A 20,627-nucleotide genomic window follows, 5' to 3' on the forward strand; every position below is an offset into this window, starting at 1 on the left:
CCCGGAGATCTCCGGGCGCCCCCACCGTCGTACCGCCACGGGTGTGGACGGCGCCGCCCGTCAGCTCTTGCGGTGCCTGCCGCCGTGCGTGTCGGCGGCGTCGCTCCCGGCGTCCGCGGGCTGCCACACGGCGGCCTTCTCGCGCTCCGCCCGCTCCTTCTCGGCCTTCTCCGCCTCCTCGGCGGCCTCCATCTCGGCGAAGACGTCGATCGGGGCCGGCGCCTTGGCCAGGAAGACCCAGGTCAGCCAGACGGCGAGCAGGAAGGGCGGGATCTTCAGGGTGACCAGGACCCAGCCGAGCTGCTCGGTGTCCGCCCACCAGTACAGCGGGAAGAGGATCGCGCTCTTGGCGAGCAGGATCAGGCCCCAGGCGTAGCTGGCCTTGGTGTACGCCTTCTTGCGGCCCGGGTTGCGGGTGCGCCAGGAGAGGTTCTCCTTGAAGACCGGGCCGAGGATCAGGCCGATCAGCGGCACTCCGGCCAGCGAGGTGACGATGTACGCCAGGGCCAGGCCGAGGGTGTAGAGCATGCCCGGCAGATAGAAGTTCTTGGCGTTGTCGGTCATCATCGCGAAGACCACACCGAAGGCGACGCCGAAGACACCGCTGAAGGCGTGCTTCACGGTGTCCTTCATCACCAGCCGCACCACGACCAGGACCAGCGACACGGCGAGCGCCGCGATCGCGGACATGTGCAGGTCGTTGTTGAGCGTGAAGATGGTGACGAAGAGCAGGCCCGGCAGCACCGTCTCGACCATGCCCCGCACGCCGCCGAACGCCTCGAACAGCGCGGCCTCGGTCACCGCCCGGGAGTCGTCCGCCTCTTTCTCTTCGGTCGGCTTGTCGAGCGACGTCACCGGCTACTCCCGTCCGAGGGGTCTCAGTTCGTATTTCGGGTTGAAGAGCACCCGGCGGCCCCGGCTCATCGAGATCCGGCCCGATGCGATGAGCTTGCGCCCCGGCTCTATGCCCACGATGGAGCGTCTGCCCAGCCACACCACGTCCAAGGCCGCGGAACCGTCGAACAGCTCGGCCTCCAGGGCCGGAACGCCCGCGCGCGGTCGCAGGGTGACCGTGCGCAAGGTACCAGTAACCGACACGATCTGCCGGTCCTGACAGTCGCAGATACGGGTGCAGCCGGCGGTGTCGGCGTCCTCGCGCAGTTCCTCCGACTCCAGGTCCTCCTGCGACGAGGAGAGCCGGTCGAACATGCGCCGGAACCGGCCCACCGGCTTGTCGGAACGCGGAGCAGCACTCATATGTGAAGCGTACCGGGGCCCGCCGACAGGCACGCACCCTCCGGGGAAGGGATGGCGAGGCTCACTTCTCGAAGCGGTATCCCATGCCGGGCTCGGTGATGAAGTGCCGCGGGTGCGCGGGGTCCGCCTCCAGTTTGCGGCGCAGCTGGGCCATGTAGACCCGCAGGTAGTTGGTCTCCGTCCCGTACGACGGCCCCCACACCTCCTGGAGCAGCTGTTTCTGGCTGACCAGGCGCCCCGTGTTGCGCACCAGTACCTCCAGCAGATGCCACTCGGTGGGCGTGAGGCGGACGTCCCTCCCGTCCCGGTTGACCTTCTTCGCGGCCAGGTCGACGGTGAACCGCTCGGTCTCCACGATCACGTCGTCCCCGTCGCCGGGGACCGGTTCGGCGCGGCGTACGGCCGCCCGCAGCCGGGCCAGCAGCTCGTCCATGCCGAAGGGCTTGGTGACGTAGTCGTCGGCGCCCGCGTCGAGCGCCTCGACCTTCTCGTCGGAGGAGTGCCGGGCGGACAGCACCAGGATCGGTACCCGGGTCCAGCCGCGCAGGCCCTTGATCACCTCGACGCCGTCCATGTCGGGCAGGCCCAGGTCGAGGACGACCACGTCGGGGTGGCGGGCGGCGGCCAGCTGAAGGGCGCCCGCGCCGTCGTGGGCGGCGTCGACCTCGTAGTGGCGCGCCTTGAGGTTGATGACGAGGGCCCGCACGATCTGCGGTTCGTCGTCGATCACGAGGACCCGGGTCATCGGGCGGCCTGCCTTTCTGCCGGCGTGGGGCGCGGGGGCGCCGCGGGGGCGCCCGCCGCGCGGAGGGTGAGAACCATGGTGAGGCCGCCGCCGGGGGTGTCCTCCGCGTTCAGGGTGCCGCCCATCGACTCGGCGAAGCCCCTGGCCACGGCGAGCCCCAGCCCGACGCCGGCTCCGCGCGGGGCGTCGCCGTAGCGCTGGAAGGGCTCGAAGATGCGCTCCTTGGCCTCGTCCGGCACTCCGGGGCCCCGGTCGACTATCCGTACCTCGACGCGGTCCGCGAGGGCGCTGGCGGTGACCAGGACGCCCCGGTCGTCCGGGCTGTACTTGACGGCGTTCTCCACGAGGTTGGCCAGTGCCCGCTCCAGGAGCCCGGCGTCCACGGCGACCATGGGCAGCGTCTCCGGGATGTCCAGCTCCGCGCTTCCCTCGGGCACCCCGCCGAGCGCCATCGGCGCCACCTCGTCCACGTCGATCTCACGGATCAGCGGGGTGACCGTGCCGGTCTGGAGGCGGGACATGTCGAGCAGGTTCCCGACGAGGTGGTCGAGCCGGTCGGCGCCCGCCTCGATGCCCTCCAGCAGCTCCGCCTGGTCCTCGTCGGACCAGGCGACGTCGTCGGACCTGAGGCTGGTGACCGCGGCCTTGATCCCGGCCAGCGGGGTGCGCAGGTCGTGACTGACGGCGGCCAGCAGCGCGGTGCGGATGCGGTTGCCCTCGGCCAGCGCCCTGGACCGGTCGGCCTCCTCGCGCAGCCGGCGCCGGTCCAGGACGACGGCGGCCTGGGAGGCGAAGGCGGCCAGCACGCGGCGGTCCTCGGCGGGCAGCACGCGGCCGGTCAGCGCGAGCGCCATGTGGTCCCCGACCGGCATGTCCACGTCCGCGTCCTCCGGGCGCTCCACCGGAGGCCCCGACCCGGCACGCCCGGCGCAGGTCCAGGGAGCCACGTCGCTCTCCCGCTCCAGCAGCGCGGCCGACTCCATGCCGAAGGTCTCGCGCACCCGCTCCAGGAGCGTCTCCAGGCTGGTCTCGCCGCGCAGGACGTCGCCGGCCAGGAAGGAGAGGATCTCGGACTCGGCACGCAGCCGGGCGGCCTGGTGCGTACGGCGGGCCGCGAGGTCGACGACCGAGGCGACGGAGAGCGCGACGCCGACGAATATGGCGAGCGCAAGGATGTTCCTGGGGTCGGCGATCGTGATCCGGTTGACGGGCGGTGTGAAGAACCAGTTCAGCAGGACCGAGCCGACCGCGGCCGAGGCCAGCGCCGGGTAGAGCCCGCCGAGCAGCGCGGCGGCCACCGTCAGCGCGAGGTAGAGCAGCACGTCGTTGGCGAGCCCGAGGTTGACGGCGTTGAGCAGCAGGGTCAGCAGCACCGGGCCGACCAGGCCCACGAACCAGCCCCAGACGCTCCGGGAGCGCCCCAGGCGCGCGCCCCTGGCCACCGGCAGTCCGCGGCCCTTGGCGACCTCCTCGTGGGTCACGATGTGGACGTCCAGGTCGGGGCCGGACTCGCGGGCGACCGTGGCGCCGACGCCGGGGCCGAAGACGTACTGCCACGTCTTGCGGCGCGAGGAGCCGAGGACGATCTGGGTGGCGTTGACGCCGCGCGCGAAGTCGAGGAGGGCGGCGGGTATGTCGTCGCCCAGGACGTGGTGGAAGGTGCCGCCGAGGTCCTCGACGAGGGTGCGCTGGAGTGCCAGCTCCTTCGGGGACGCCGAGGTCAGCCCGTCGCTGCGGGCTATGTACACGGCCAGCACCTCGCCGCCGGCGCCCTTCTCCGCGAGGCGGGCGGCCCGGCGTATCAGCGTGCGGCCCTCGGGACCGCCGGTCAGGCCGACCACGATGCGCTCGCGCGAACCCCAGATCTTCGAGACGCGGTGCTCGCTGCGGTACTGCTGGAGATACTCGTCGGCCCGGTCGGCCACCCAGAGCAGGGCCAGTTCCCGCAGGGCGGTGAGGTTGCCGGGGCGGAAGTAGTTGGACAGGGCCGCGTCGACCTTGTCGGGCTGGTAGATGTTGCCGTGCGCCATGCGCCTGCGCAGCGCCTGGGGCGACATGTCGACCAGCTCGGTCTGGTCCGCGCGCCGCACCACCTCGTCCGGCACGGTCTCCCGCTGCCGCACGCCGGTGATCGACTCCACGACGTCGCCGAGTGACTCCAGATGCTGGATGTTGACGGTCGAGACCACGTCGATCCCGGCGGCCAGCAGTTCCTCGACGTCCTGCCAGCGCTTGGCGTTGCGGACGCCGGGGACGTTGGTGTGCGCCAGTTCGTCCACCAGGGCGACCTGCGGCCTGCGGGCCAGTACGGCGTCCAGGTCCAGCTCCGTGAAGGTCCCGCCGCGGTACTCCAGCTCCCGGCGCGGCACCTGCTCAAGGCCGCGCAGCATGACCTCGGTGCGGGCCCTGCCGTGGTGCTCGACGAAGGCGACCACGCAGTCCGTGCCCCGCTCGACGCGGCGGTGCGCCTCGGCGAGCATCGCGTACGTCTTTCCGACGCCCGGGGCCGCCCCCAGGTAGATCCGAAGCTTGCCGCGTCCCATGGCCTCATTGTCTTCCGGTCAACCGCTGACTGCGCAGCGTCGACCCTACGGCCCACAATCGCGACATAACGGGGGCGGGGTGCGGTTGCGGGCCGTCTTTGACGGAACCCTGACGCCCGGTGTCACTGCCCGACGATCTCCCCGTCCCGCAGTTCGAGCACCCGGTCGGCGAGGTCGAGGAGGGTGGCGTCGTGCGTGGCGACCAGGGCGGTGACCCCCTCGCTGCGTACGACGGCCCGCAGCAGCTCCATCACGGCGTGCCCGGTCTCGGCGTCCAGCTGGCCGGTGGGCTCGTCGGCGATCAGCAGTGCGGGGTTGTTGGCGAGGGCGCGGGCGATGGCGACCCGCTGCTGCTGCCCGCCGGACAGCTCGCCGGGCCGCTGGGCCGCGTGGTCGGCGAGGCCCACCAGGGCGAGCAGGAGGGCGACGCGCTCCTCGCGCTCACGGGGCGCGGCCCGGCGCAGCCGCATCGGCACGCCCACGTTCTCGGCGGCCGTGAGGATCGGGATGAGCCCGAAGGACTGGAAGACGAAGCCGACGCGGTCCCGGCGCAGGGCGAGCAGCCCGTCCTCGTCCAGGTCCGCCAGGTCACGGCCGTCGACCTCGACGCGTCCGGCGTCCGGTACGTCGAGTCCGCCGACGATGTTGAGCAGCGTGGTCTTGCCCGACCCCGACCGCCCCTTGAGGGCGACCAGCACGCCCCGCGGCACCTCGAAGGAGACGCCGCGCAGGGCGTGCACGACGGCGGTCCCCTGGGCGTACGACTTGCGCACGTCCTCGACCCGCACCATGGTCTCGGTGACCACCACCTGGCTCATGAGCCCCTCCCCCGCCGGACGACCGGGCGCCAGTATCGCCAGCGGAGGCCGCCGGATTCAACGGCCCGGCACCACGGTCCGCCGGGCCGGCAGCGCGAAGGGCCGCATCCCCCGGGGATGCGGCCCTGATGGCGCGCGTACGGAGAAACCGCACGAAGTTTTTACCTAGCGGACCTCGGTGATCTCCGGCCCGCGCTGGAGCTGGCCCATGCCTCCGGAGAAGCGGGAGCCCTCTTCCTGCTGGACACCCTCGGGGACCATCTGCGCGTCGTTCGGCAGGGTGAGGACGATCGGGTCCCGGGGGGCCATGGGGCCTTCACCGCGGACCACGACCGTGTCCCGGAAGATCTGCTCCAGCAGACCCGCGGCCTGCGGCTGCACCGCGCCCTGGCCCGAGATCACGCCCCGCAGGAACCAGCGGGGGCCGTCCACGCCGACGAACCGCACGACCTGGAAGCCGCCCGTGCCGTCCGGCAGCTGCACCGGCACCTGGGCACGCAGCTCCCAGCCCAGCGGACCCTCGACCTCGTCGATGATGCCGCCCTGCTGGGTGATGCCGGAGCCGATCTCCTCGCGCACCTCGCCCCAGATGCCCTCGCGCTTGGGCGCGGCGAATCCCTGGAGCTGGATGGCGCTGTCGCGCAGCACGACGGTCGCGGCGACGATCGCGTCCCCGGCGACCTCCACCCGCAGTTCCATGCCCTCGACCCCGGGGATGAACATGCCGCCCAGGTCCACGCGCCCCTCGGCGGGGTCGCGGACCTCGGTGCTGTCCCAGGGCCCGTCGGGCCGCGGCTCGGGGTCGAGCCGCACGCGCTCGCGCTCTTCGTCCGCCTCGGTGTCGACGCTGTCGACGACCTGCTCGGTCTCGCCGGCCGCGTCCTCGGCGGCATCCCTCTTCTTGCGACGTCCGAACACGTCACTGTCCTTCCCGGTCGGATACGACCGAAGCGTATCGATTCCCACCCGTCGGGCCGCCCTCGGCGACCTGACCGCTTGTGCCGCTTGCACGGTCCGTCCCGGCGTGGCCGCCGGTGGACCCGAAGCCCCCCTCGGCCCGCGCCGAGCCGGGAAGCTCCGCGACCTGCCGGAAGCGGACCTTCTCGACCTGCTGGACGACCAGTTGGGCAATCCGGTCGAAGCGCTCGAACCGCACCGTCTCGCGCGGGTCGAGATTCACCACGATCACCTTGATCTCCCCACGGTACCCGGCATCAATCGTCCCCGGGGCATTCACGAGGGCGACACCGCAGCGCGCGGCCAGTCCGGAACGTGGGTGCACAAACCCCGCGTACCCCTCCGGAAGCGACACAGACACGCCCGTGGGCAGCACGGCACGCTCGCCGGGGGCCAGCTCGCAGTCGACGGTGGTGCGCAGGTCGGCCCCCGCGTCGCCGGGCTGCGCGTACGTCGGAAGCGGTACGTCGGGGTCGACGCGGCGGATCAGCACCTCGAGCTCGGCGCGGGTCACGGGTTCACCTCGAAGGCACGGGTGCGGCGGATCTGGTCGGGGTCGTCCATGGCCGCGCGGATCTCCTCCTCGCGGCCGTGGTTGACGAAGTGGTCGACCTTGACCTCGACGAACAGGGCGTCGGCACGGACGGCCACGGGCCCGTCCGGCCCGCCGATCCGGCCGGTGGCGGTGGAGTAGATCTTCCGGCCCGCCACCGCGGTCACCTCGGCCTCCAGGTACAGCGTGGTGTCCACGGGCACCGGCCGCCGGAAGTCGGTCTCCAGCCGTCCGGTCACCGCGATCGTCCGCAGCAGCCAGTTCAGCGAGCCCAGGGTCTCGTCCAGGGCGGTGGCGAGCACGCCGCCGTGCGCCAGACCGGGCGCACCCTGGTGGGCGGGCCGGACGAGGAACTCGGCGGTGATCGACACGCCCTCGCCGGCCCGGGCCTGGAGGTGCAGTCCGTGGGGCTGGTCGCCGCCGCAGCCGAAGCACTGGCCGTAGTGGGCGCCGAGCAGCTCGCCGGGGGCGGGCGCGTCGGGGTGCCGTACGGGTTTCACGGCGTCGGCGGGAGGCTGAAGACCTGGGGAAGTACCACTCACAGGCGCAGACCTTACCCGCGCGTCGGCCGAACACCGCCACCGTGCCAAGCTTGTTGCATGCAGCCCTCCCCCGCCCCGTACGAAGAACGCCTCACCGCGCCCCGCTCCTGGTGGCTGGTCTCCTTCCTGGTGGGGCTCGCGTTCGCGCTGATCCTGCTGCCCTTCGGCACGCTGCCGATGCTGGGCGGCCTCGCCGGCGGCACCGCGGTGGCGGCGGTGGCGGCCAGTTCGTACGGCGCGGTCCGTATCCGTGTCGTGGGCGACTCGTTGATCGCGGGCGAGGCGCGGGTGCCGCTCTCGGCGCTGGGCGAGGCGGAGGTCCTCGATCCGGAGGAGGCCCGCGCCTGGCGCACGTACAAGGCCGACACCCGGGCGTTCCTGCTGCTGCGCGCCTACATCCCGAGGGCCGTGCGCGTGCTGGTCACGGACCCGCAGGACCCGACTCCGTACCTGTACCTGTCGACGCGCGAGCCGGAGCGGCTGATCGAGGCCCTCACGGCGGCGAAGGCGGCCGCGTAGCCGGACCGCACACGCGCGGGGGCGCGCGCGTGGTCAGTGGCCCGGCCGGCCGCCGGGTCCGAGTCCTCTGCCCGGCTCGCCCATCTCGAGGGCGTCCGCGGGCCGCTCCAGGGCGGGGAGGTCGCCGAGGGCGCTCCAGGGGACCTGGCGCTTGCGCAGGTCGTTGCGGATCTTGTCGGCGAGCTTTCTGGTGTCACGGCGGTTCATGACGGCTCCCACGGCCGCTCCCACCATGAAGGGCATCAGGTTCGGCAGGTTGCGCACCATCCGCTTCATGATCTGCTGGCGCAGCTGGCGCTTCATGTGGCTGTTCATCGCCGCGCCGAGGGTCGACGGCTTGGCCACGTCGACGCCGCGTTCGTCCGACCAGGAGTTCAGGTACGCGGTGCTGCGCTGCCCGAGGCCACCGGGCGGGCGTACGCCGTAGACCTCGTGGAGTTCGGCGATCATCTTGAGCTCGATCGCCGCGACGCCGGTGACCTCGGCGGCCAGTTCGGTGGGCATCGCGGGCGGTACGGGCATCATCGCCGCCGCGCCGATCCCCGCTCCCACGGTCGCGGTGCCCTTGGCGGCGCCGGCCACGAGGCGGTCGGCGAGCTCTTCGGGGCCGAGGCCCGGGAACTGCCCGCGCAGCGTCGCCAGGTCCCGTACGGGCACGCGCGGGGCCAGATCGATGATCCGGTCGGCGAGGTGCCCCAGGGCGGCTCTGGCGCGGGTGCCGCCGTTGCGGACGCTGTTTCCGGCCTTCTCCCGGAACGCCGCTGCCCTGCGCCGGGCAGCGGGCGCCGGGGTGTTGGTGGTCGCCGGGAGGTCACTCCGGCCGGCCACTGCTTCGAGCGAGGCCGTACCGGTGTCGGTCGTGCCTCGCTCGTCGTCACGCGCGCTGTGCGGACCGTCGGACGGTCCTTGGTCCGCTCCCCGCTGGGGGAAGCGGCGCTTCCAGGGAGGGGTCGAGCCTGTCACGGCCGACCCCGCCTCAGTCGCAGTCGCGGCAGATGGGCTGGCCGTTCTTCTCCCGGGCCAGCTGGCTGCGGTGATGCACCAGGAAGCAGCTCATGCAGGTGAACTCGTCCTGCTGCTTCGGCAGTACACGGACCGCCAGTTCCTCGTTCGAGAGGTCGGCGCCGGGAAGTTCGAGGCCTTCCGCGGCCTCGAACTCGTCGACGTCGACGGCCGAGGCGGACTTGTCGTTCCGCCTCGCCTTCAGCTCTTCGAGGCTGTCCGAGTCGACGTCGTCGTCGGTCTTGCGTGGAGTGTCGTAATCGGTTGCCATGGTCGCTCTCCCCCTCTGGGTGTCTGCGGTGTCTCCAGCGCACGTAACGCGTGAGAGGCCGGACTTGTGCCCGACCTGAGGCGGAGATTTTGCCTCACATCAAGGTCTGTTACTCAATCGACACCCAACCGGACCCCTCATGAGTGATCGGCTTGGATGGCGATGGGGACCGTACACGGTCCTAATACCGCACTTCAAAGGCGTCCCACCGTGTACTTCCCGTGATCAGGACCCCTGAAAACCAGGATTTTCCCGGCTTTCCGACAGGGTGCATGATCACGGAGAGTAGATGGCGCGAAAGCCGCCGCTGTGATCGATCACACACGCGACTCCAGGGCTGCTGGCCTGGAAATTCCGCTCAAAGCGAACATCCTCGGTTCTCGGTGAGATGTCGGGGTCATGATCTCAGACGGGCAGCGTGACGCGCATGACGAGCCCCCCGCCCTCGCGCGGCTGCGCGTAGATGTGCCCGCCGTGCGCCCGGGCCACGGACCGCGCGATGGAGAGCCCCAGCCCGACGCCCTTGTCACTGCCCGTCCGCTCCGTGCGCAGCCGCCGGAACGGCTCGAAGAGGTTGTCCACCTCGTACGCCGGTACGACCGGACCCGTGTTGGTGACCACCAGGACCGCCTGGCCGCCCTCCACGGCGGTGGAGACCTCGACCCAGCCCTCTTCCGGCACGTTGTAGCGCACGGCGTTCTGGACGAGGTTCAGGGCGATCCGCTCCAGCAGGACGCCGTTGCCCTGGACCACCGCGGCCTCGCGGGCGCCGCGGACCTCCACGCCCTTGCTCTCCGCCTCGGCGTGCACCTGGTCGATGGCCTGACCGGCCACCTCGGCGAGGTCCACCGGTTTGCGCTCGACGATCTGGTTGTCGCTGCGGGCGAGGAGCAGCAGGCCCTCGACGAGCTGCTCGCTGCGTTCGTTGGTGGCCAGCAGCGTCTTGCCGAGCTGCTGGAGCTCCACCGGGGCGTTCGGATCGGACAGGTGCACTTCCAGGAGCGTGCGGTTGATCGCCAGGGGCGTGCGCAGCTCGTGGGAGGCGTTGCCGACGAAGCGCTGCTGGGCGGTGAACGCCCGCTGCAGCCGCTCCAGCATGTCGTCGAAGGTGTCGGCCAGCTCCTTCAGCTCGTCGTCCGGCCCGTCCAGCTCGATCCGGCGGGAGAGGTCGGAGCCCGCCACCGCGCGGGCGGTGCGGGTGATCCGGCCCAGCGGCGACAGGACGCGCCCGGCCATGGCGTAGCCGAAGGCGAAGGCGATCACGGCGAGGCCGAGGAGCGCCAGCAGCGAACGGCTGAGCAGGTTGTCCAGGGCGACCTTGCGCTGGTGGTCTATGCAGTCGCTGATCGCGGCGTTGAAGGCGGACAACGACAGGTTGCCGTTGTCCACGACCGGACAGTCGCTGCTGGAGACCCTGAGGTCGGTGAAGTCGACGATCTTGTACAGCGGTTCGTTGCCGGTGCGCACCGCCTGGGCGGCGAGCAGATAGATGATCGACAGCAGCAGGATGCCGGCGATCAGGAACATGCCGCCGTACAGCAGCGTGAGCCTTATGCGGATGGTGGGGCGCAGCCACGGCAGGGGGGTGGCCGAGCGCGGGTCCCACGTGGGCTTGGGTGGCGCCCCGGGGGGCGCGGGTGTCGTCGCCACGGCCGGTCAGATCCGGTAGCCGGAGCCGGGGACGGTGACGATGACCGGCGGCTCGCCCAGCTTGCGTCGCAGGGTCATGACGGTCACGCGTACGACGTTGGTGAACGGGTCGGTGTTCTCGTCCCAGGCCTTCTCCAGGAGCTGCTCCGCGGAGACCACGGCGCCCTCGCTGCGCATGAGCACCTCCAGCACGGCGAACTCCTTGGGGGCGAGCTGGACCTCCTTGCCGTCGCGGAAGACCTCGCGGCGGTTCGGGTCCAGCTTGATCCCGGCGCGCTCCAAAACGGGCGGCAGGGGCACGCTGGTACGGCGGCCCAGGGCGCGCACCCGGGCGATCAGCTCGCTGAAGGCGAAGGGCTTGGGGAGGTAGTCGTCGGCGCCGATCTCCAGGCCCTCGACGCGGTCGCTGACGTCTCCGGAGGCCGTGAGCATCAGTACGCGCGTGGGCATGCCGAGTTCGACGATCTTGCGGCACACGTCGTCGCCGTGCACGAGGGGGAGGTCGCGGTCGAGGACGACCACGTCGTAGTCGTTGACGCCGATGCGCTCCAGGGCGGCCGCGCCGTCGTACACGACGTCGACGGCCATGGCCTCCCGGCGCAGTCCGGTGGCCACCGCATCGGCGAGCAGTTGCTCGTCCTCGACGACGAGTACGCGCACGTCGCTTGTCCTTCCTCTGTCCACCCGCGTAGCGCTGATCGGCGCACGAGGGCAGGGGCCTGGTGGGTGTGTTGCCTCCATCCTGCCCTTTTCGGCCATAAGTCGGCTGTAAGGCGGGAGACGGGGCGGCGACGCGGAAAGTCCCGCGGGCGGGAATGAACGATTTTCTCGCGTGGTTGAGGTTTCCGCGAAGAGGAGCGGGGGGAGGACGGCTTTACACCCCGCGATCACGCTCTGCCTGTACCGCGTTACCGCGCGGTACGCCGCAGTCCGCTTCCGCAGAGCGGGCGTGGGTGTCCGGCACCGTCGCCGCCCAGCAGGGCAGCGCTGGGCACTCCACCGGAGACGTGATCGCCCCTTCCGATCGGCACACCCCCGTGCCAACGACCCACGACCCAGGACGAGGGGGCGCAGCATGGACGCTTTCACCGCAGGACTTCTGCAGCGCATACAGACGACCGAGTCCGACCTGTCCCGGGCCCGAGACGAGGGCGACGAGTTCCTCGTCGACGTGGAACTGGGAGAGCTCGACGACCTGCGCCGCCTCGCCGCCGAGCACGGCGTGGAGGTAAGGGCGACCAACGCCTGACCGAACCAGGAACGACGAAGCCCCCGGCGATCCAGCGCCGGGGCTTCGTCGCGTCCGGGTGCGCTGCCGCGCGGGGCGACGGGGCCGGCGAACGGGCTCGGGCCGGGGCCCGCGACGACAGGCACCCGGGGCTGCGCGGCCCCGGGTGCCCCGCAGAGCGGCCCGCGGGGTGCGGCGCCCGCGTCCGCGCGGGCGGCGCCGGCCGCCACCCCTGCTCCACCGCCGGAGGCCTACGCTCCGAAGTCCGTCAGCAGGCGCTGGAGCGGTTCGAAGACGGACGGGGTGGCCGCGATGGTCAGGGTGCCCGAGGGGCTCTCGCCGGGGCGTCCGCCGGTCACCGCGCCGGCCTCACGGGCGATCAGGTCGCCCGCCGCGAGGTCCCAGGGGTGCAGCCCGCGTTCGTAGTAGCCGTCGAGGCGTCCCGCGGCCACGTCGCACAGGTCGATCGCGGCCGAGCCACCGCGCCGGATGTCCCGCACCAGCGGGATGAGCCGCCGCGCGATCTCGGCCTGCTCCGCGCGGACGTCTGCGACGTAGTTGAAGCCGGTGGAGACCAGCGCCTGGTCCAGCGGGGCCGCGGGCCGGCAGGCGAGCGCGCGTTCGCCCTCCCAGGCTCCGGTCGCCCAGGCTCCGCCTCCCAGCACCGCGTGGTAGGCCTCGCCCCGCATCGGGGCCACGACCGCCGCCGCCACCCGCTCGCCGTCCTGCTCGGCGGCGATGGAGACCGCCCAGGTGGGCAGTCCGTACAGGTAGTTGACCGTGCCGTCGAGCGGGTCGATGACCCAGCGGACGCCGCTCGTGCCCTCGGCGGCGGCGCCCTCCTCCCCGAGGAAGCCGTCCTCGGGGCGGCGCTCGGCGATCAGCCCGGTGATCAGCTTCTCCGCCGCGATGTCCATCTCGGTGACCACGTCGATCGGGCTGGACTTGGTGGCGGCGACCGCGAGGTCGGCCGGCCGTCCGTCGCGCAGCAGCGCGCCCGCGCGGTGGGCGGCCTCCCGGGCGATCGTCAGCAGCTCGGCGTGGAGCGGGTCGGTCGTCTGGTCGGTCACGGGCTTCCTCACGCGTAGGGGCTGTCGGCGCCCGCCGCGGCGGGCCGGGGGGCACGGGCGGGGCAGCAGCCGACCGGGCACAGGTCATGGCTCGCACCGAGGGCGCCGAGGGCGCACGGCGCGACGTCCTGGCCGCGCTCGCCGGCGGCCCGCTCCAGGACGAGGTCGCGGACCGCGGCGGCGAACCGCGGGTCGGCACCGACGGTCGCCGAGCGGCGCACCGGCAGCCCCAGCTCCCCGGCCTTGGCGGTGGCCTCGGTGTCGAGGTCGTACAGGACCTCCATGTGGTCGGAGACGAACCCGATGGGGGCCATCACCACCGCGGGCGCACCGGCCGCCCGGCGCTCCTCCAGGTGGTCGCAGATGTCGGGCTCCAGCCACGGGATGTGCGGGGCGCCGGAGCGCGACTGGTAGACGAGCTGCCAGGGGTGGTCGACGCCGGTGCGCTCGCGGACGGCGTCGGCGATCACCTGGGCGACGTCGAGGTGCTGGCGGACGTAGGCCCCGCCGTCGCCGTGGGCCTCGACCGGACCGGAGGTGTCCGCGGCCGAGGTGGGGATCGAGTGGGTCGAGAACGCGATGTGCGCGCCGTCGCGGACCTCTTCGGGCAGCTCGGCGAGGGACCGGACCACCCCGTCGGCCATGGGCTCGACGAACCCCGGGTGGTTGAAGTAGTGCCGGAGCTTGTCGACCCGGGGCGGCTGAAGCCCCTCGGACTCCAGGGCGGCCAGCGCGTCCGCGAGGTTCTCCCGGTACTGGCGGCAGCCCGAGTACGAGGCGTAGGCGCTGGTCGCGAGGACCAGGACCCGGCGGCGGCCGTCGCGGACCATCTCGCGCAGGGTGTCCGTCAGGTACGGCGCCCAGTTGCGATTGCCCCAGTAGACCGGCAGGTCCAGGCCGTGCTCGGCGAAGTCCTTGCGGAGGGCGTCGAGCAGGGCGCGGTTCTGGTCGTTGATCGGGCTGACCCCGCCGAAGAGGAAGTAGTGCTGCCCGACCTCCTTGAGGCGTTCCTTCGGGATGCCCCGCCCGCGCGTCACGTTCTCCAGGAAGGGGACCACGTCGTCCGGGCCCTCCGGGCCGCCGAACGAGAGCAGGAGCAGGGCGTCGTACGGACTGACATCGAGCACGTCTGGCATGTCTCGATCCTGCCACCAGGCACTGACAGCGAGGAAACGGCGGGGTGCCGACCGTGCGTTCCACCAGGTCCGCGGGGGTGTTTCCGGGCGTTTCGGCGAGTAATCTGTATCGACTGTGTTCGCACCTTACTGAGCGCGATACCGAGCCTTTTCCGGAGACCTCGTTGGCCAGCCCCTACCGCGCCCTGTTCGCCGCCCCCGGCAGCAAGGGCTTCTCCGCCGCGGGCTTCCTCGGCCGCATGCCGCTGTCGATGATGGGCATCGGCGTGGTGACCATGATCTCGCAGCTCACCGGGCGGTACGGGCTCGCCGGGGCGCTGTCGGCCACCATCGCCCTCGCCGCCGCCGTGGCCGGACCGCAGGTCTCCCGCCTGGTGGACCGCTACGGGCAGCGGCGGGTGCTGCGCCCGGCGACCCTGGTGTCGCTGACCGCGGCGGCGGTGCTGCTGCCGGCCGCGCACTACGGGTGGCCGGACTGGGTGCTGTTCGCGGCCTGCGTGGGCATCGGCTGCGTGCCGAGCCTCGGCGCGATGGTCCGGGCCCGCTGGGCGGCCCTCTACCGGGGCACCCCGCAGCTGCACACCGCGTACTCCTTCGAGTCCGTGGTGGACGAGGTCTGCTTCATCTTCGGGCCGATCATCTCCATCGGCCTGTCCACGGCGTGGTTCCCGGAGGCCGGGCCGCTGCTCGCCGCCTGCTTCCTGGCCACCGGCGTCTTCTGGCTGACCGCGCAGCGGGCCACCGAGCCGGTACCGCACCCGCGCGAGCACAAGGGCGGCGGCACCGCGCTGCGCTCGCGCGGACTCCAGGTCCTGGTCGGCACGTTCGCGGCCACGGGGACGATCTTCGGGGCCATCGACGTCGTCACCGTGGCGTTCGCCGAGGAGGAGGGGCACAAGGCCGCCGCCAGCCTCGTCCTCGCCCTGTACGCCGCCGGGTCGTGCACGGCGGCCATGATCTTCGGGCTGCTGCGCTTCGCCGGTCCGCCCGAGCGCCGCTGGCTGCTGGGCGTGTGTGCGATGGCCGTGAGTATGATCCCCCTGCTACTGGTCGGAAACCTGCTGTTTCTGGCCGCGGCGCTGTTCGTTGCGGGTCTGTCCATCGCTCCGACGATGATCACGACGATGTCCCTCATCGACCAGCACGTACCACGCGCACAGCTCACCGAGGGCATGACCTGGGTGAGCACCGGACTCGCGGTCGGGGTCGCGCTCGGCTCCTCCGGCGGCGGCTGGGTGATCGACGCCTCCGGCGCGCGTACGGGGTACTGGGTTCCGGCGGTGGCCGGGGCCGTCGCGGTCGCGGTCGGTTTCCTCGGGTACCGCCGGCTCAAGCGGCCGGATCCGCGTCGGGGAGGCACCGTTGAGCAGCACACGCACGGCGAGCGGCAGGACGAACGGCCGGAACGGCACATGGCGTAACTGGGGCGGCACCGTCTCCGCGCGCCCCGCGCGGGAGGTCACTCCCGCCTCCGTCGAGGAACTGGCCGACGCGGTCCGCGCGGCGGCCAGGGAGGGGCTGCGGGTCAAGGCGGTCGGCACCGGGCACTCGTTCACCTCCATAGCGGCGACGGACGGCCTGTTGATCCGGCCTCAACTGTTGACGGGCATCCGCGACATCGACCGTGCCGCCATGACGGTCACGGTCGAGGCCGGCACTCCGCTGAAGCGGCTCAACCTGGCCCTCGCGCGTGAGGGGCTGTCGCTGACCAACATGGGCGACATCGTGGAGCAGACCGTCTCCGGGGCCACCAGTACCGGCACCCACGGCACGGGCCGCGAGTCGGCCTCGATCGCCGCTCAGATCCGGGGGCTGGAGATGGTCACCGCGGACGGCTCGGTGCTGACCTGCTCCGAGCGGGAGAACCCCGAGGTGTTCGCCGCCGCCCGGATCGGCCTGGGCGCGCTGGGCGTCGTCACCGCCATCACCTTCGCGGTGGAGCCGCTCTTCCTGCTCACCGCGCGTGAGGAACCGATGCCCTTCGAGCGGGTCCTCGCCGACTTCGACGAACTGTGGACCGAGAACGAGCACTTCGAGTTCTACTGGTTCCCGCACACCGGCAACACCAACACGAAGCGCAACAACCGCAGCGCCGGACCGGAGCAGCCGGTCGGCCGTCTCCAGGGCTGGTTCGAGGACGAGTTCCTGTCCAACGGCGCCTTCCAGGCCGCCAACTGGGTCGGCCGCGCCGCCCCCGGCACCATCCCGGCGATCGCCCGGTTCTCCAGCAAGGCGCTCTCCGCGCGGACGTACACGGACACCCCGCACAAGGTCTTCACATCGCCGCGCCGGGTGCGGTTCGTGGAGATGGAGTACGCCGTGCCGCGCGAGGCGGTCGTCGAGACGCTGCGCGAACTCAAGGCGATGGTGGACCGGTCACGGCTCAGGATCAGCTTCCCGGTCGAGGTGCGCACGGCCCCGGCCGACGACATCACGCTGTCCACCGCATCGGGCCGCGACAGCGCGTACATCGCCGTGCACATGTTCCGGGGCACGCCCTACCAGGCGTACTTCACCGCCGCCGAACGCATCTTCACGGCGCACGAGGGGCGGCCGCACTGGGGCAAGGTGCACACCCGGGACGCCGATTACCTCTCCGGGGTCTACCCGCGCTTCGGCGAGTTCACTGCGCTGCGGGACCGCCTTGACCCTGACCGTCTGTTCCTGAACGACTACTTGCGCCGGGTTCTGGGGCCGTAGCCGAGTCGTCGGGGGCGGGGCTCCCGGAGTCGCCGGAGCCCTCGTCCCCGGTGGCCTCCGGAGTGGGCGTCGGGCTGGTCTCCGTACCGCCGTCCTGCCCGGCGTCGTCGCCGGAGGAGGTGTCGTCGCCAGTTCCGCTCGGGGTGCCGGAAGGGGTGGCGGCCGGGGTGTCGCTCCCCGAGCCGTCGTCGCCGGAGTCCCCGGAACCGCCCGGGTCACCCTTGCCGTTCTCGGAGTTCCCGGACCCGCCGGAATCGCCCGGGTCATCGGAGTTTCCCGAATCCGGAGCGGACTTGTTGTGACCGGAGAGGGCGTTGCCGACCGTGGTGCGGTGGCCGCCGCTCAGGTTCTCGCCGGAGGCCATCTCGTACGTCGTGATCCCCGCCATGGCGACCCCGAAGACGAGGGCCGCCGCGAGCACGGGGCGCTTCCAGCCCGTGGTCCGCGCGCGGTAGACGGTGCCCTTGGAGAACTCGCCCGGAGCCGGCGCCGCCGCGTGTCCCGCCCCCTGGGCGACGGCAGCCGTGCGCTTCACCCGGAGCTGTTCGCCGGTGCGCTTGAAGAAGTGCTGAAGGACCGAGCCCCCGCACGTGGCGACCACACTGATCACACCGGCGCCCAGGATCGTGCCGTAGACGCCGAACGAAGAGGCGAGCTTGGCGGCCACCACCGCGGCCAGCGCGCTGCCCGCGACCTGGGCCACGCTCAGGTCGATCCGCCTGGCTTCCCCCTCCGTACGCACGTCCGCCTCCCCGGCGCCATCGGACTTTTCACGCATCCTCTGACCTTGCCTGCCTTTCCCCTACGGGACCGATCAACTGCACGAGAAAGGGACGTGCGGCCGAAACCATTAGTTCCGTTTCTGGTGATTGCGTGAAGTACGCCACGTCCAAGATCGCGTAAATCGCGGCGGGGGCGGCCAAGTGCCCCCTCTTGCCAGAAGTTGGGCGGCGTGCCAATCCACGCACGTGGCCCGAATGGAGTACTGTTGCGAGCCCTGGGTCCGGTCTCCCGACAGGGGGTTCGGAGCCTTGAAGGACCGCCGGGAGGGGGCTAGTTGCACAGGGTGACGGAGTTGGTCACTTAGCGTTGCGAACAGGTAACCGTGCCATAACGGCGATCCAGGGCCAGCGCCCGACACGCCGGGCAACTCGGCAAGGTTGTGGCAGGCTGCACCCGGGCAGGCCACACTCGACAGAGCGGAAGCAGCGACGCACGTGACGTCGGCAGGCACCACCCGGGAGGTCCCCATGCCCGAACTGCGTGTCGTGGCCGTCTCGAATGACGGCACACGGCTGGTGCTGAAGGCTGCGGACAGCACGGAGTACACGCTTCCGATCGACGAACGACTCCGGGTCGCCGTGCGCGGCGACCGTCCCCGCCTCGGCCAGATCGAGATCGAGGTGGAGAGCCATCTCCGCCCCCGCGACATCCAGGCTCGTATACGTGCCGGCGCGACCGCGGAAGAGGTCGCCCAGATGGCCGGCATCCCCGTCGACCGCGTACGGCGCTTCGAGGGCCCCGTGCTGGCCGAGCGCGCCTTCATGGCGGAGCGGGCCCGCAAGACCCCCGTCCGCCGCCCCGGCGAGAACTCCGGGCCGCCCCTCGGCGAGGCGGTCCAGGAGCGGCTGCTGCTGCGCGGCGCCGACAAGGACACGGTCCAGTGGGACTCCTGGCGCCGCGACGACGGCACCTGGGAAGTGCTGCTGGTCTACGTGGTCGCCGGCGAACCGCACTCGGCGAGCTGGACGTACGACCCGCCCCGGCGGCTCGTCCAGGCCGTCGACTCGGAGGCACGCGCGCTGATCGGCGAGTCCGACGACCTCGCCGCGGCCGAGCCCAGCTTCCCGTTCGTGCCGCGCATCGCCCGGCTGCCGCGCGACCGGCCGCTGGACCGTTCCCTCGACCGGGAGCAGCGGGAGCGGCCGAGCCTGCCCCCGGCGCCGTCCGAGCCCGCCGAGGAGACCGCGGCCACCGCCTCCGCCGAACGCGAACGGGACTCGCTCACCAGCCTCCTGGAGGCCGTACCGAGCTTCCGCGGCGACCTGGTGGTGCCCGAGCGCGCCCCGGAACCGGTGGTGGAGGAACCGGTCGAGGAGCCCGAGGTCGAGGAGCCCCCGGCGCCCGCCGCGTCGGCCGGTTCCGCCTACGCCGACGTGCTGATGCCGCGCTCGGTGGCCAGTCACCGCGACCGGCTCACCGGCTCCACCGACCGCCAGGCGGAGGCCGACGGCGTCCGTCCGGGCCGCCGCGCGGCGGTGCCGAGCTGGGACGAGATCGTCTTCGGCACCCGCCGCAAGAAGCAGGACTAGGCACCCTTACGTCCGGGACCGGGGCCGTACCCACGCGGGTGCGGCCCCGGTGCCGTGCGCGGGACCTTGCGCTGTTCGGTCGCGGGCCGACCGGTCACCCGTCGGGTGCGCCCTGTCCGCCCCGCCCGCGTCCGCCTCCCCGGCCAAGCGCACACACGGCCCGTTCGCTCCGGTCGCCACTGACAGGCGTCACCGGAGCCCGGCGTGCACCCCGGCCCGCGAACAGGCCCGCCCTGTACGTGCCTTCCGCTCCCCTACTGGGGGTCCGGGCCCACCGCGACCGGCCGGGACGGGTCCGAGGACCACTCCGACCACGAGCCCACGTACAGCGCCGCCGGGATGCCCGCCACCGCCAGGGCGAGCACCTCGTGGGCGCCCGACACGCCGGAGCCGCAGTAGACGCCGACGTCGTCGCCCTCCGTGGCGCCGAGTGTCTTGAAACGCGCCCGGAGTTCACCGACGGGCAGGAAGCGTCCGTCCGCCGTCACGTTGTCCGTCGTCGGTGCGGACACGGCGCCCGGGATGTGGCCGCCGACGGGATCGATCGGCTCGACCTCGCCCCGGTAACGCTCCCCCGCGCGGGCGTCGAACAGCACCCCGGAGCGGGCCAGAGCGGCGGCACTGTCAGCGTCGAGCAGTCCCGACGCGCCCGGCGACGGGGCGAAGTCGCCCTCCTCCGGGGCCGGGACGTCCGTCGACAGCGGCGCCTCCCAGGCCGGCAACCCGCCGTCGAGGACCCGCACGTTCAGGTGACCCGTCCAGCGAAGGAGCCACCACGCGCGGGCCGCCGCCCACCCCTGCCCGCCGTCATAGGCGACGACCGGCCGGTCCGACGACACGCCCGCCCTGCGCATCGCCGCGCCGAACCCGGCCACGTCCGGCAGGGGATGCCGGCCGCGCCCGCCGGGCGCGGAGGCGAGTTCCCGGTCCAGGTCGACGTAGACGGCTCCGGGAAGATGCCCGGCCGCGTACTCGGCCCGGCCCTCGAAGGGCGGGGCGCCGGCCGCCCCGGCCGTGCTCAACTGCCAGCGGACGTCGAGCAGGACGGGCGGGTTGGCGCCCGCGAGCTCCTGCATGAGTTCGGATGCGGAGATGATGGCGTTCATGGCCCCATCCTGGCGTACCGAGTGGCCGAGGCGTCGATGTCGGGCTACTCTGCCCGCCGGACAGTACCGATCACGAGGCGTGCGGGTTCGGGCACATGCTGTACCACCCGGGCAGCCGGGCTGCCCCACGAGCGCACCCGAGGCGCACGGCGCCGGGACCGGTGCCGGCATCGGCGCGGGGTCCGTCGGAGCGAAAGCGGACGCACGGCCCGCGCAAG

Annotated in this window: 21 protein-coding genes; 5 read left to right on the plus strand and 16 right to left on the minus strand. The window is 72.2% G+C overall.

Annotation, left to right across the window (positions count from 1 at the left end; all coding sequences use genetic code 11):
• Window positions 1-60: 60 nt before the first annotated feature.
• The 8 genes from ACGF3J_RS11100 to ACGF3J_RS11135 all read right to left on the minus strand — a co-directional run bounded on the left by ACGF3J_RS11100 (window position 61) and on the right by ACGF3J_RS11135 (window position 7,415).
• Window positions 61-855 (minus strand): DUF3159 domain-containing protein, encoded by a 795-nt coding sequence (locus tag ACGF3J_RS11100; protein WP_393853973.1) that lies wholly within the window; start codon window positions 853-855, stop codon window positions 61-63.
• Window positions 856-858: 3 nt separating this feature from the next.
• Window positions 859-1,257 (minus strand): OB-fold nucleic acid binding domain-containing protein, encoded by a 399-nt coding sequence (locus ACGF3J_RS11105; protein WP_073731801.1) that lies wholly within the window; start codon window positions 1,255-1,257, stop codon window positions 859-861.
• A 61-nt stretch (window positions 1,258-1,318) separates the two neighbouring features.
• Complete coding sequence (locus ACGF3J_RS11110) at window positions 1,319-2,002, minus strand: response regulator (RefSeq protein WP_393853974.1); 684 nt, start codon at window positions 2,000-2,002, stop codon at window positions 1,319-1,321.
• Window positions 1,999-4,545: a sensor histidine kinase KdpD gene (locus tag ACGF3J_RS11115; protein WP_161327033.1), complete on the minus strand. Its 2,547-nt coding sequence runs from the start codon at window positions 4,543-4,545 to the stop codon at window positions 1,999-2,001. The genes ACGF3J_RS11110 and ACGF3J_RS11115 overlap by 4 nt, the downstream gene beginning before the upstream one ends.
• Window positions 4,546-4,667: 122 nt before the next feature.
• Window positions 4,668-5,363 carry an ABC transporter ATP-binding protein gene (locus tag ACGF3J_RS11120; RefSeq protein WP_393853975.1) on the minus strand — a complete coding sequence of 232 codons (696 nt, stop codon included), beginning with the start codon at window positions 5,361-5,363 and terminating at the stop codon, window positions 4,668-4,670.
• Window positions 5,364-5,528: 165 nt separating this feature from the next.
• On the minus strand, window positions 5,529-6,281 hold the full coding sequence (locus tag ACGF3J_RS11125) for a DUF3710 domain-containing protein (protein ID WP_161330207.1): 753 nt from the start codon (window positions 6,279-6,281) through the stop codon (window positions 5,529-5,531).
• Window position 6,282: 1 nt separating this feature from the next.
• On the minus strand, window positions 6,283-6,834 hold the full coding sequence (gene dut / locus ACGF3J_RS11130; protein WP_161330206.1) for a dUTP diphosphatase: 552 nt from the start codon (window positions 6,832-6,834) through the stop codon (window positions 6,283-6,285).
• A complete protein-coding gene (locus tag ACGF3J_RS11135) occupies window positions 6,831-7,415 on the minus strand; it encodes a PaaI family thioesterase (RefSeq protein ID WP_161330205.1) in 585 nt (194 codons plus the stop codon). Before ACGF3J_RS11135 ends, dut begins: the two co-directional genes overlap by 4 nt.
• Window positions 7,416-7,472: 57 nt before the next feature.
• Between ACGF3J_RS11135 and ACGF3J_RS11140 the strand changes: the two genes are divergently transcribed.
• Window positions 7,473-7,934 (plus strand): DUF3093 domain-containing protein, encoded by a 462-nt coding sequence (locus tag ACGF3J_RS11140; RefSeq protein WP_393853976.1) that lies wholly within the window; start codon window positions 7,473-7,475, stop codon window positions 7,932-7,934.
• A 33-nt stretch (window positions 7,935-7,967) separates the two neighbouring features.
• Here the strand turns inward: ACGF3J_RS11140 and ACGF3J_RS11145 are convergent, their stop codons facing one another.
• From ACGF3J_RS11145 to ACGF3J_RS11160, 4 genes are all read right to left on the minus strand, one after another.
• A complete protein-coding gene (locus ACGF3J_RS11145; RefSeq protein ID WP_393853977.1) occupies window positions 7,968-8,897 on the minus strand; it encodes a hypothetical protein in 930 nt (309 codons plus the stop codon).
• A 13-nt stretch (window positions 8,898-8,910) separates the two neighbouring features.
• Window positions 8,911-9,207, minus strand: a complete 297-nt coding sequence (locus ACGF3J_RS11150) for a DUF4193 domain-containing protein (protein WP_003993510.1) — start codon at window positions 9,205-9,207, stop codon at window positions 8,911-8,913.
• Between the two features lie 405 nt (window positions 9,208-9,612).
• A complete protein-coding gene (locus ACGF3J_RS11155) occupies window positions 9,613-10,857 on the minus strand; it encodes a HAMP domain-containing sensor histidine kinase (RefSeq protein ID WP_161330202.1) in 1,245 nt (414 codons plus the stop codon).
• Between the two features lie 6 nt (window positions 10,858-10,863).
• Complete coding sequence (locus tag ACGF3J_RS11160) at window positions 10,864-11,517, minus strand: response regulator transcription factor (RefSeq protein WP_003993508.1); 654 nt, start codon at window positions 11,515-11,517, stop codon at window positions 10,864-10,866.
• 415 nt (window positions 11,518-11,932) lie between these two features.
• Here ACGF3J_RS11160 and ACGF3J_RS11165 point away from each other — a divergent pair, with 415 nt between their 5' ends.
• The gene (locus ACGF3J_RS11165) at window positions 11,933-12,106 is read left to right on the plus strand and encodes a hypothetical protein (RefSeq protein WP_163016070.1); all 174 of its coding nucleotides are present in this window, start codon (window positions 11,933-11,935) and stop codon (window positions 12,104-12,106) included.
• Window positions 12,107-12,336: 230 nt separating this feature from the next.
• On the opposite strand, the gene ACGF3J_RS11170 is transcribed toward ACGF3J_RS11165, so the two are convergent.
• Window positions 12,337-13,155 carry an inositol monophosphatase family protein gene (locus ACGF3J_RS11170; protein ID WP_393853978.1) on the minus strand — a complete coding sequence of 273 codons (819 nt, stop codon included), beginning with the start codon at window positions 13,153-13,155 and terminating at the stop codon, window positions 12,337-12,339.
• Between the two features lie 8 nt (window positions 13,156-13,163).
• On the minus strand, window positions 13,164-14,291 hold the full coding sequence (locus ACGF3J_RS11175) for a ferrochelatase (RefSeq protein ID WP_161330200.1): 1,128 nt from the start codon (window positions 14,289-14,291) through the stop codon (window positions 13,164-13,166).
• A 164-nt stretch (window positions 14,292-14,455) separates the two neighbouring features.
• On the opposite strand from ACGF3J_RS11175, the gene ACGF3J_RS11180 reads away from it, so the two are divergent.
• Window positions 14,456-15,712 carry an MFS transporter gene (locus ACGF3J_RS11180; RefSeq protein WP_393853979.1) on the plus strand — a complete coding sequence of 419 codons (1,257 nt, stop codon included), beginning with the start codon at window positions 14,456-14,458 and terminating at the stop codon, window positions 15,710-15,712.
• Window positions 15,654-16,991 (plus strand): D-arabinono-1,4-lactone oxidase, encoded by a 1,338-nt coding sequence (locus ACGF3J_RS11185; RefSeq protein ID WP_393853980.1) that lies wholly within the window; start codon window positions 15,654-15,656, stop codon window positions 16,989-16,991. Before ACGF3J_RS11180 ends, ACGF3J_RS11185 begins: the two co-directional genes overlap by 59 nt.
• On the opposite strand, the gene ACGF3J_RS11190 is transcribed toward ACGF3J_RS11185, so the two are convergent.
• Window positions 16,915-17,769 (minus strand): hypothetical protein, encoded by an 855-nt coding sequence (locus ACGF3J_RS11190; protein WP_393853981.1) that lies wholly within the window; start codon window positions 17,767-17,769, stop codon window positions 16,915-16,917. The two genes, ACGF3J_RS11185 and ACGF3J_RS11190, sit on opposite strands and share 77 nt — an antisense overlap.
• A gap of 472 nt (window positions 17,770-18,241) precedes the next feature.
• Here ACGF3J_RS11190 and sepH point away from each other — a divergent pair, with 472 nt between their 5' ends.
• Window positions 18,242-19,303: a septation protein SepH gene (sepH, locus tag ACGF3J_RS11195; RefSeq protein WP_161330196.1), complete on the plus strand. Its 1,062-nt coding sequence runs from the start codon at window positions 18,242-18,244 to the stop codon at window positions 19,301-19,303.
• A 254-nt stretch (window positions 19,304-19,557) separates the two neighbouring features.
• Here the strand turns inward: sepH and ACGF3J_RS11200 are convergent, their stop codons facing one another.
• Entirely contained in the window at window positions 19,558-20,409 is an 852-nt protein-coding gene (locus ACGF3J_RS11200; protein WP_393853982.1) for a sulfurtransferase, read from the minus strand.
• Window positions 20,410-20,627: the final 218 nt, after the last annotated feature.

The sequence above is a fragment of the Streptomyces sp. NPDC048171 genome, from assembly GCF_043202655.1.
Classification (GTDB): domain Bacteria; phylum Actinomycetota; class Actinomycetes; order Streptomycetales; family Streptomycetaceae; genus Streptomyces.

Coding starts and splice junctions, on each gene's coding strand:
- ACGF3J_RS11105 (WP_073731801.1), bottom strand. CDS start 1,257: ATGAGTGCTGCTCCGCGTTCCGACAAGCCGGTGGGCCGGTTCCGGCGC.
- ACGF3J_RS11110 (WP_393853974.1), bottom strand. CDS start 2,002: ATGACCCGGGTCCTCGTGATCGACGACGAACCGCAGATCGTGCGGGCC.
- ACGF3J_RS11115 (WP_161327033.1), bottom strand. CDS start 4,545: ATGGGACGCGGCAAGCTTCGGATCTACCTGGGGGCGGCCCCGGGCGTC.
- ACGF3J_RS11120 (WP_393853975.1), bottom strand. CDS start 5,363: ATGAGCCAGGTGGTGGTCACCGAGACCATGGTGCGGGTCGAGGACGTG.
- ACGF3J_RS11140 (WP_393853976.1), top strand. CDS start 7,473: ATGCAGCCCTCCCCCGCCCCGTACGAAGAACGCCTCACCGCGCCCCGC.
- ACGF3J_RS11150 (WP_003993510.1), bottom strand. CDS start 9,207: ATGGCAACCGATTACGACACTCCACGCAAGACCGACGACGACGTCGAC.
- ACGF3J_RS11165 (WP_163016070.1), top strand. CDS start 11,933: ATGGACGCTTTCACCGCAGGACTTCTGCAGCGCATACAGACGACCGAG.
- ACGF3J_RS11175 (WP_161330200.1), bottom strand. CDS start 14,291: ATGCCAGACGTGCTCGATGTCAGTCCGTACGACGCCCTGCTCCTGCTC.
- ACGF3J_RS11190 (WP_393853981.1), bottom strand. CDS start 17,769: ATGCGTGAAAAGTCCGATGGCGCCGGGGAGGCGGACGTGCGTACGGAG.
- sepH (WP_161330196.1), top strand. CDS start 18,242: ATGCCCGAACTGCGTGTCGTGGCCGTCTCGAATGACGGCACACGGCTG.
- ACGF3J_RS11200 (WP_393853982.1), bottom strand. CDS start 20,409: ATGAACGCCATCATCTCCGCATCCGAACTCATGCAGGAGCTCGCGGGC.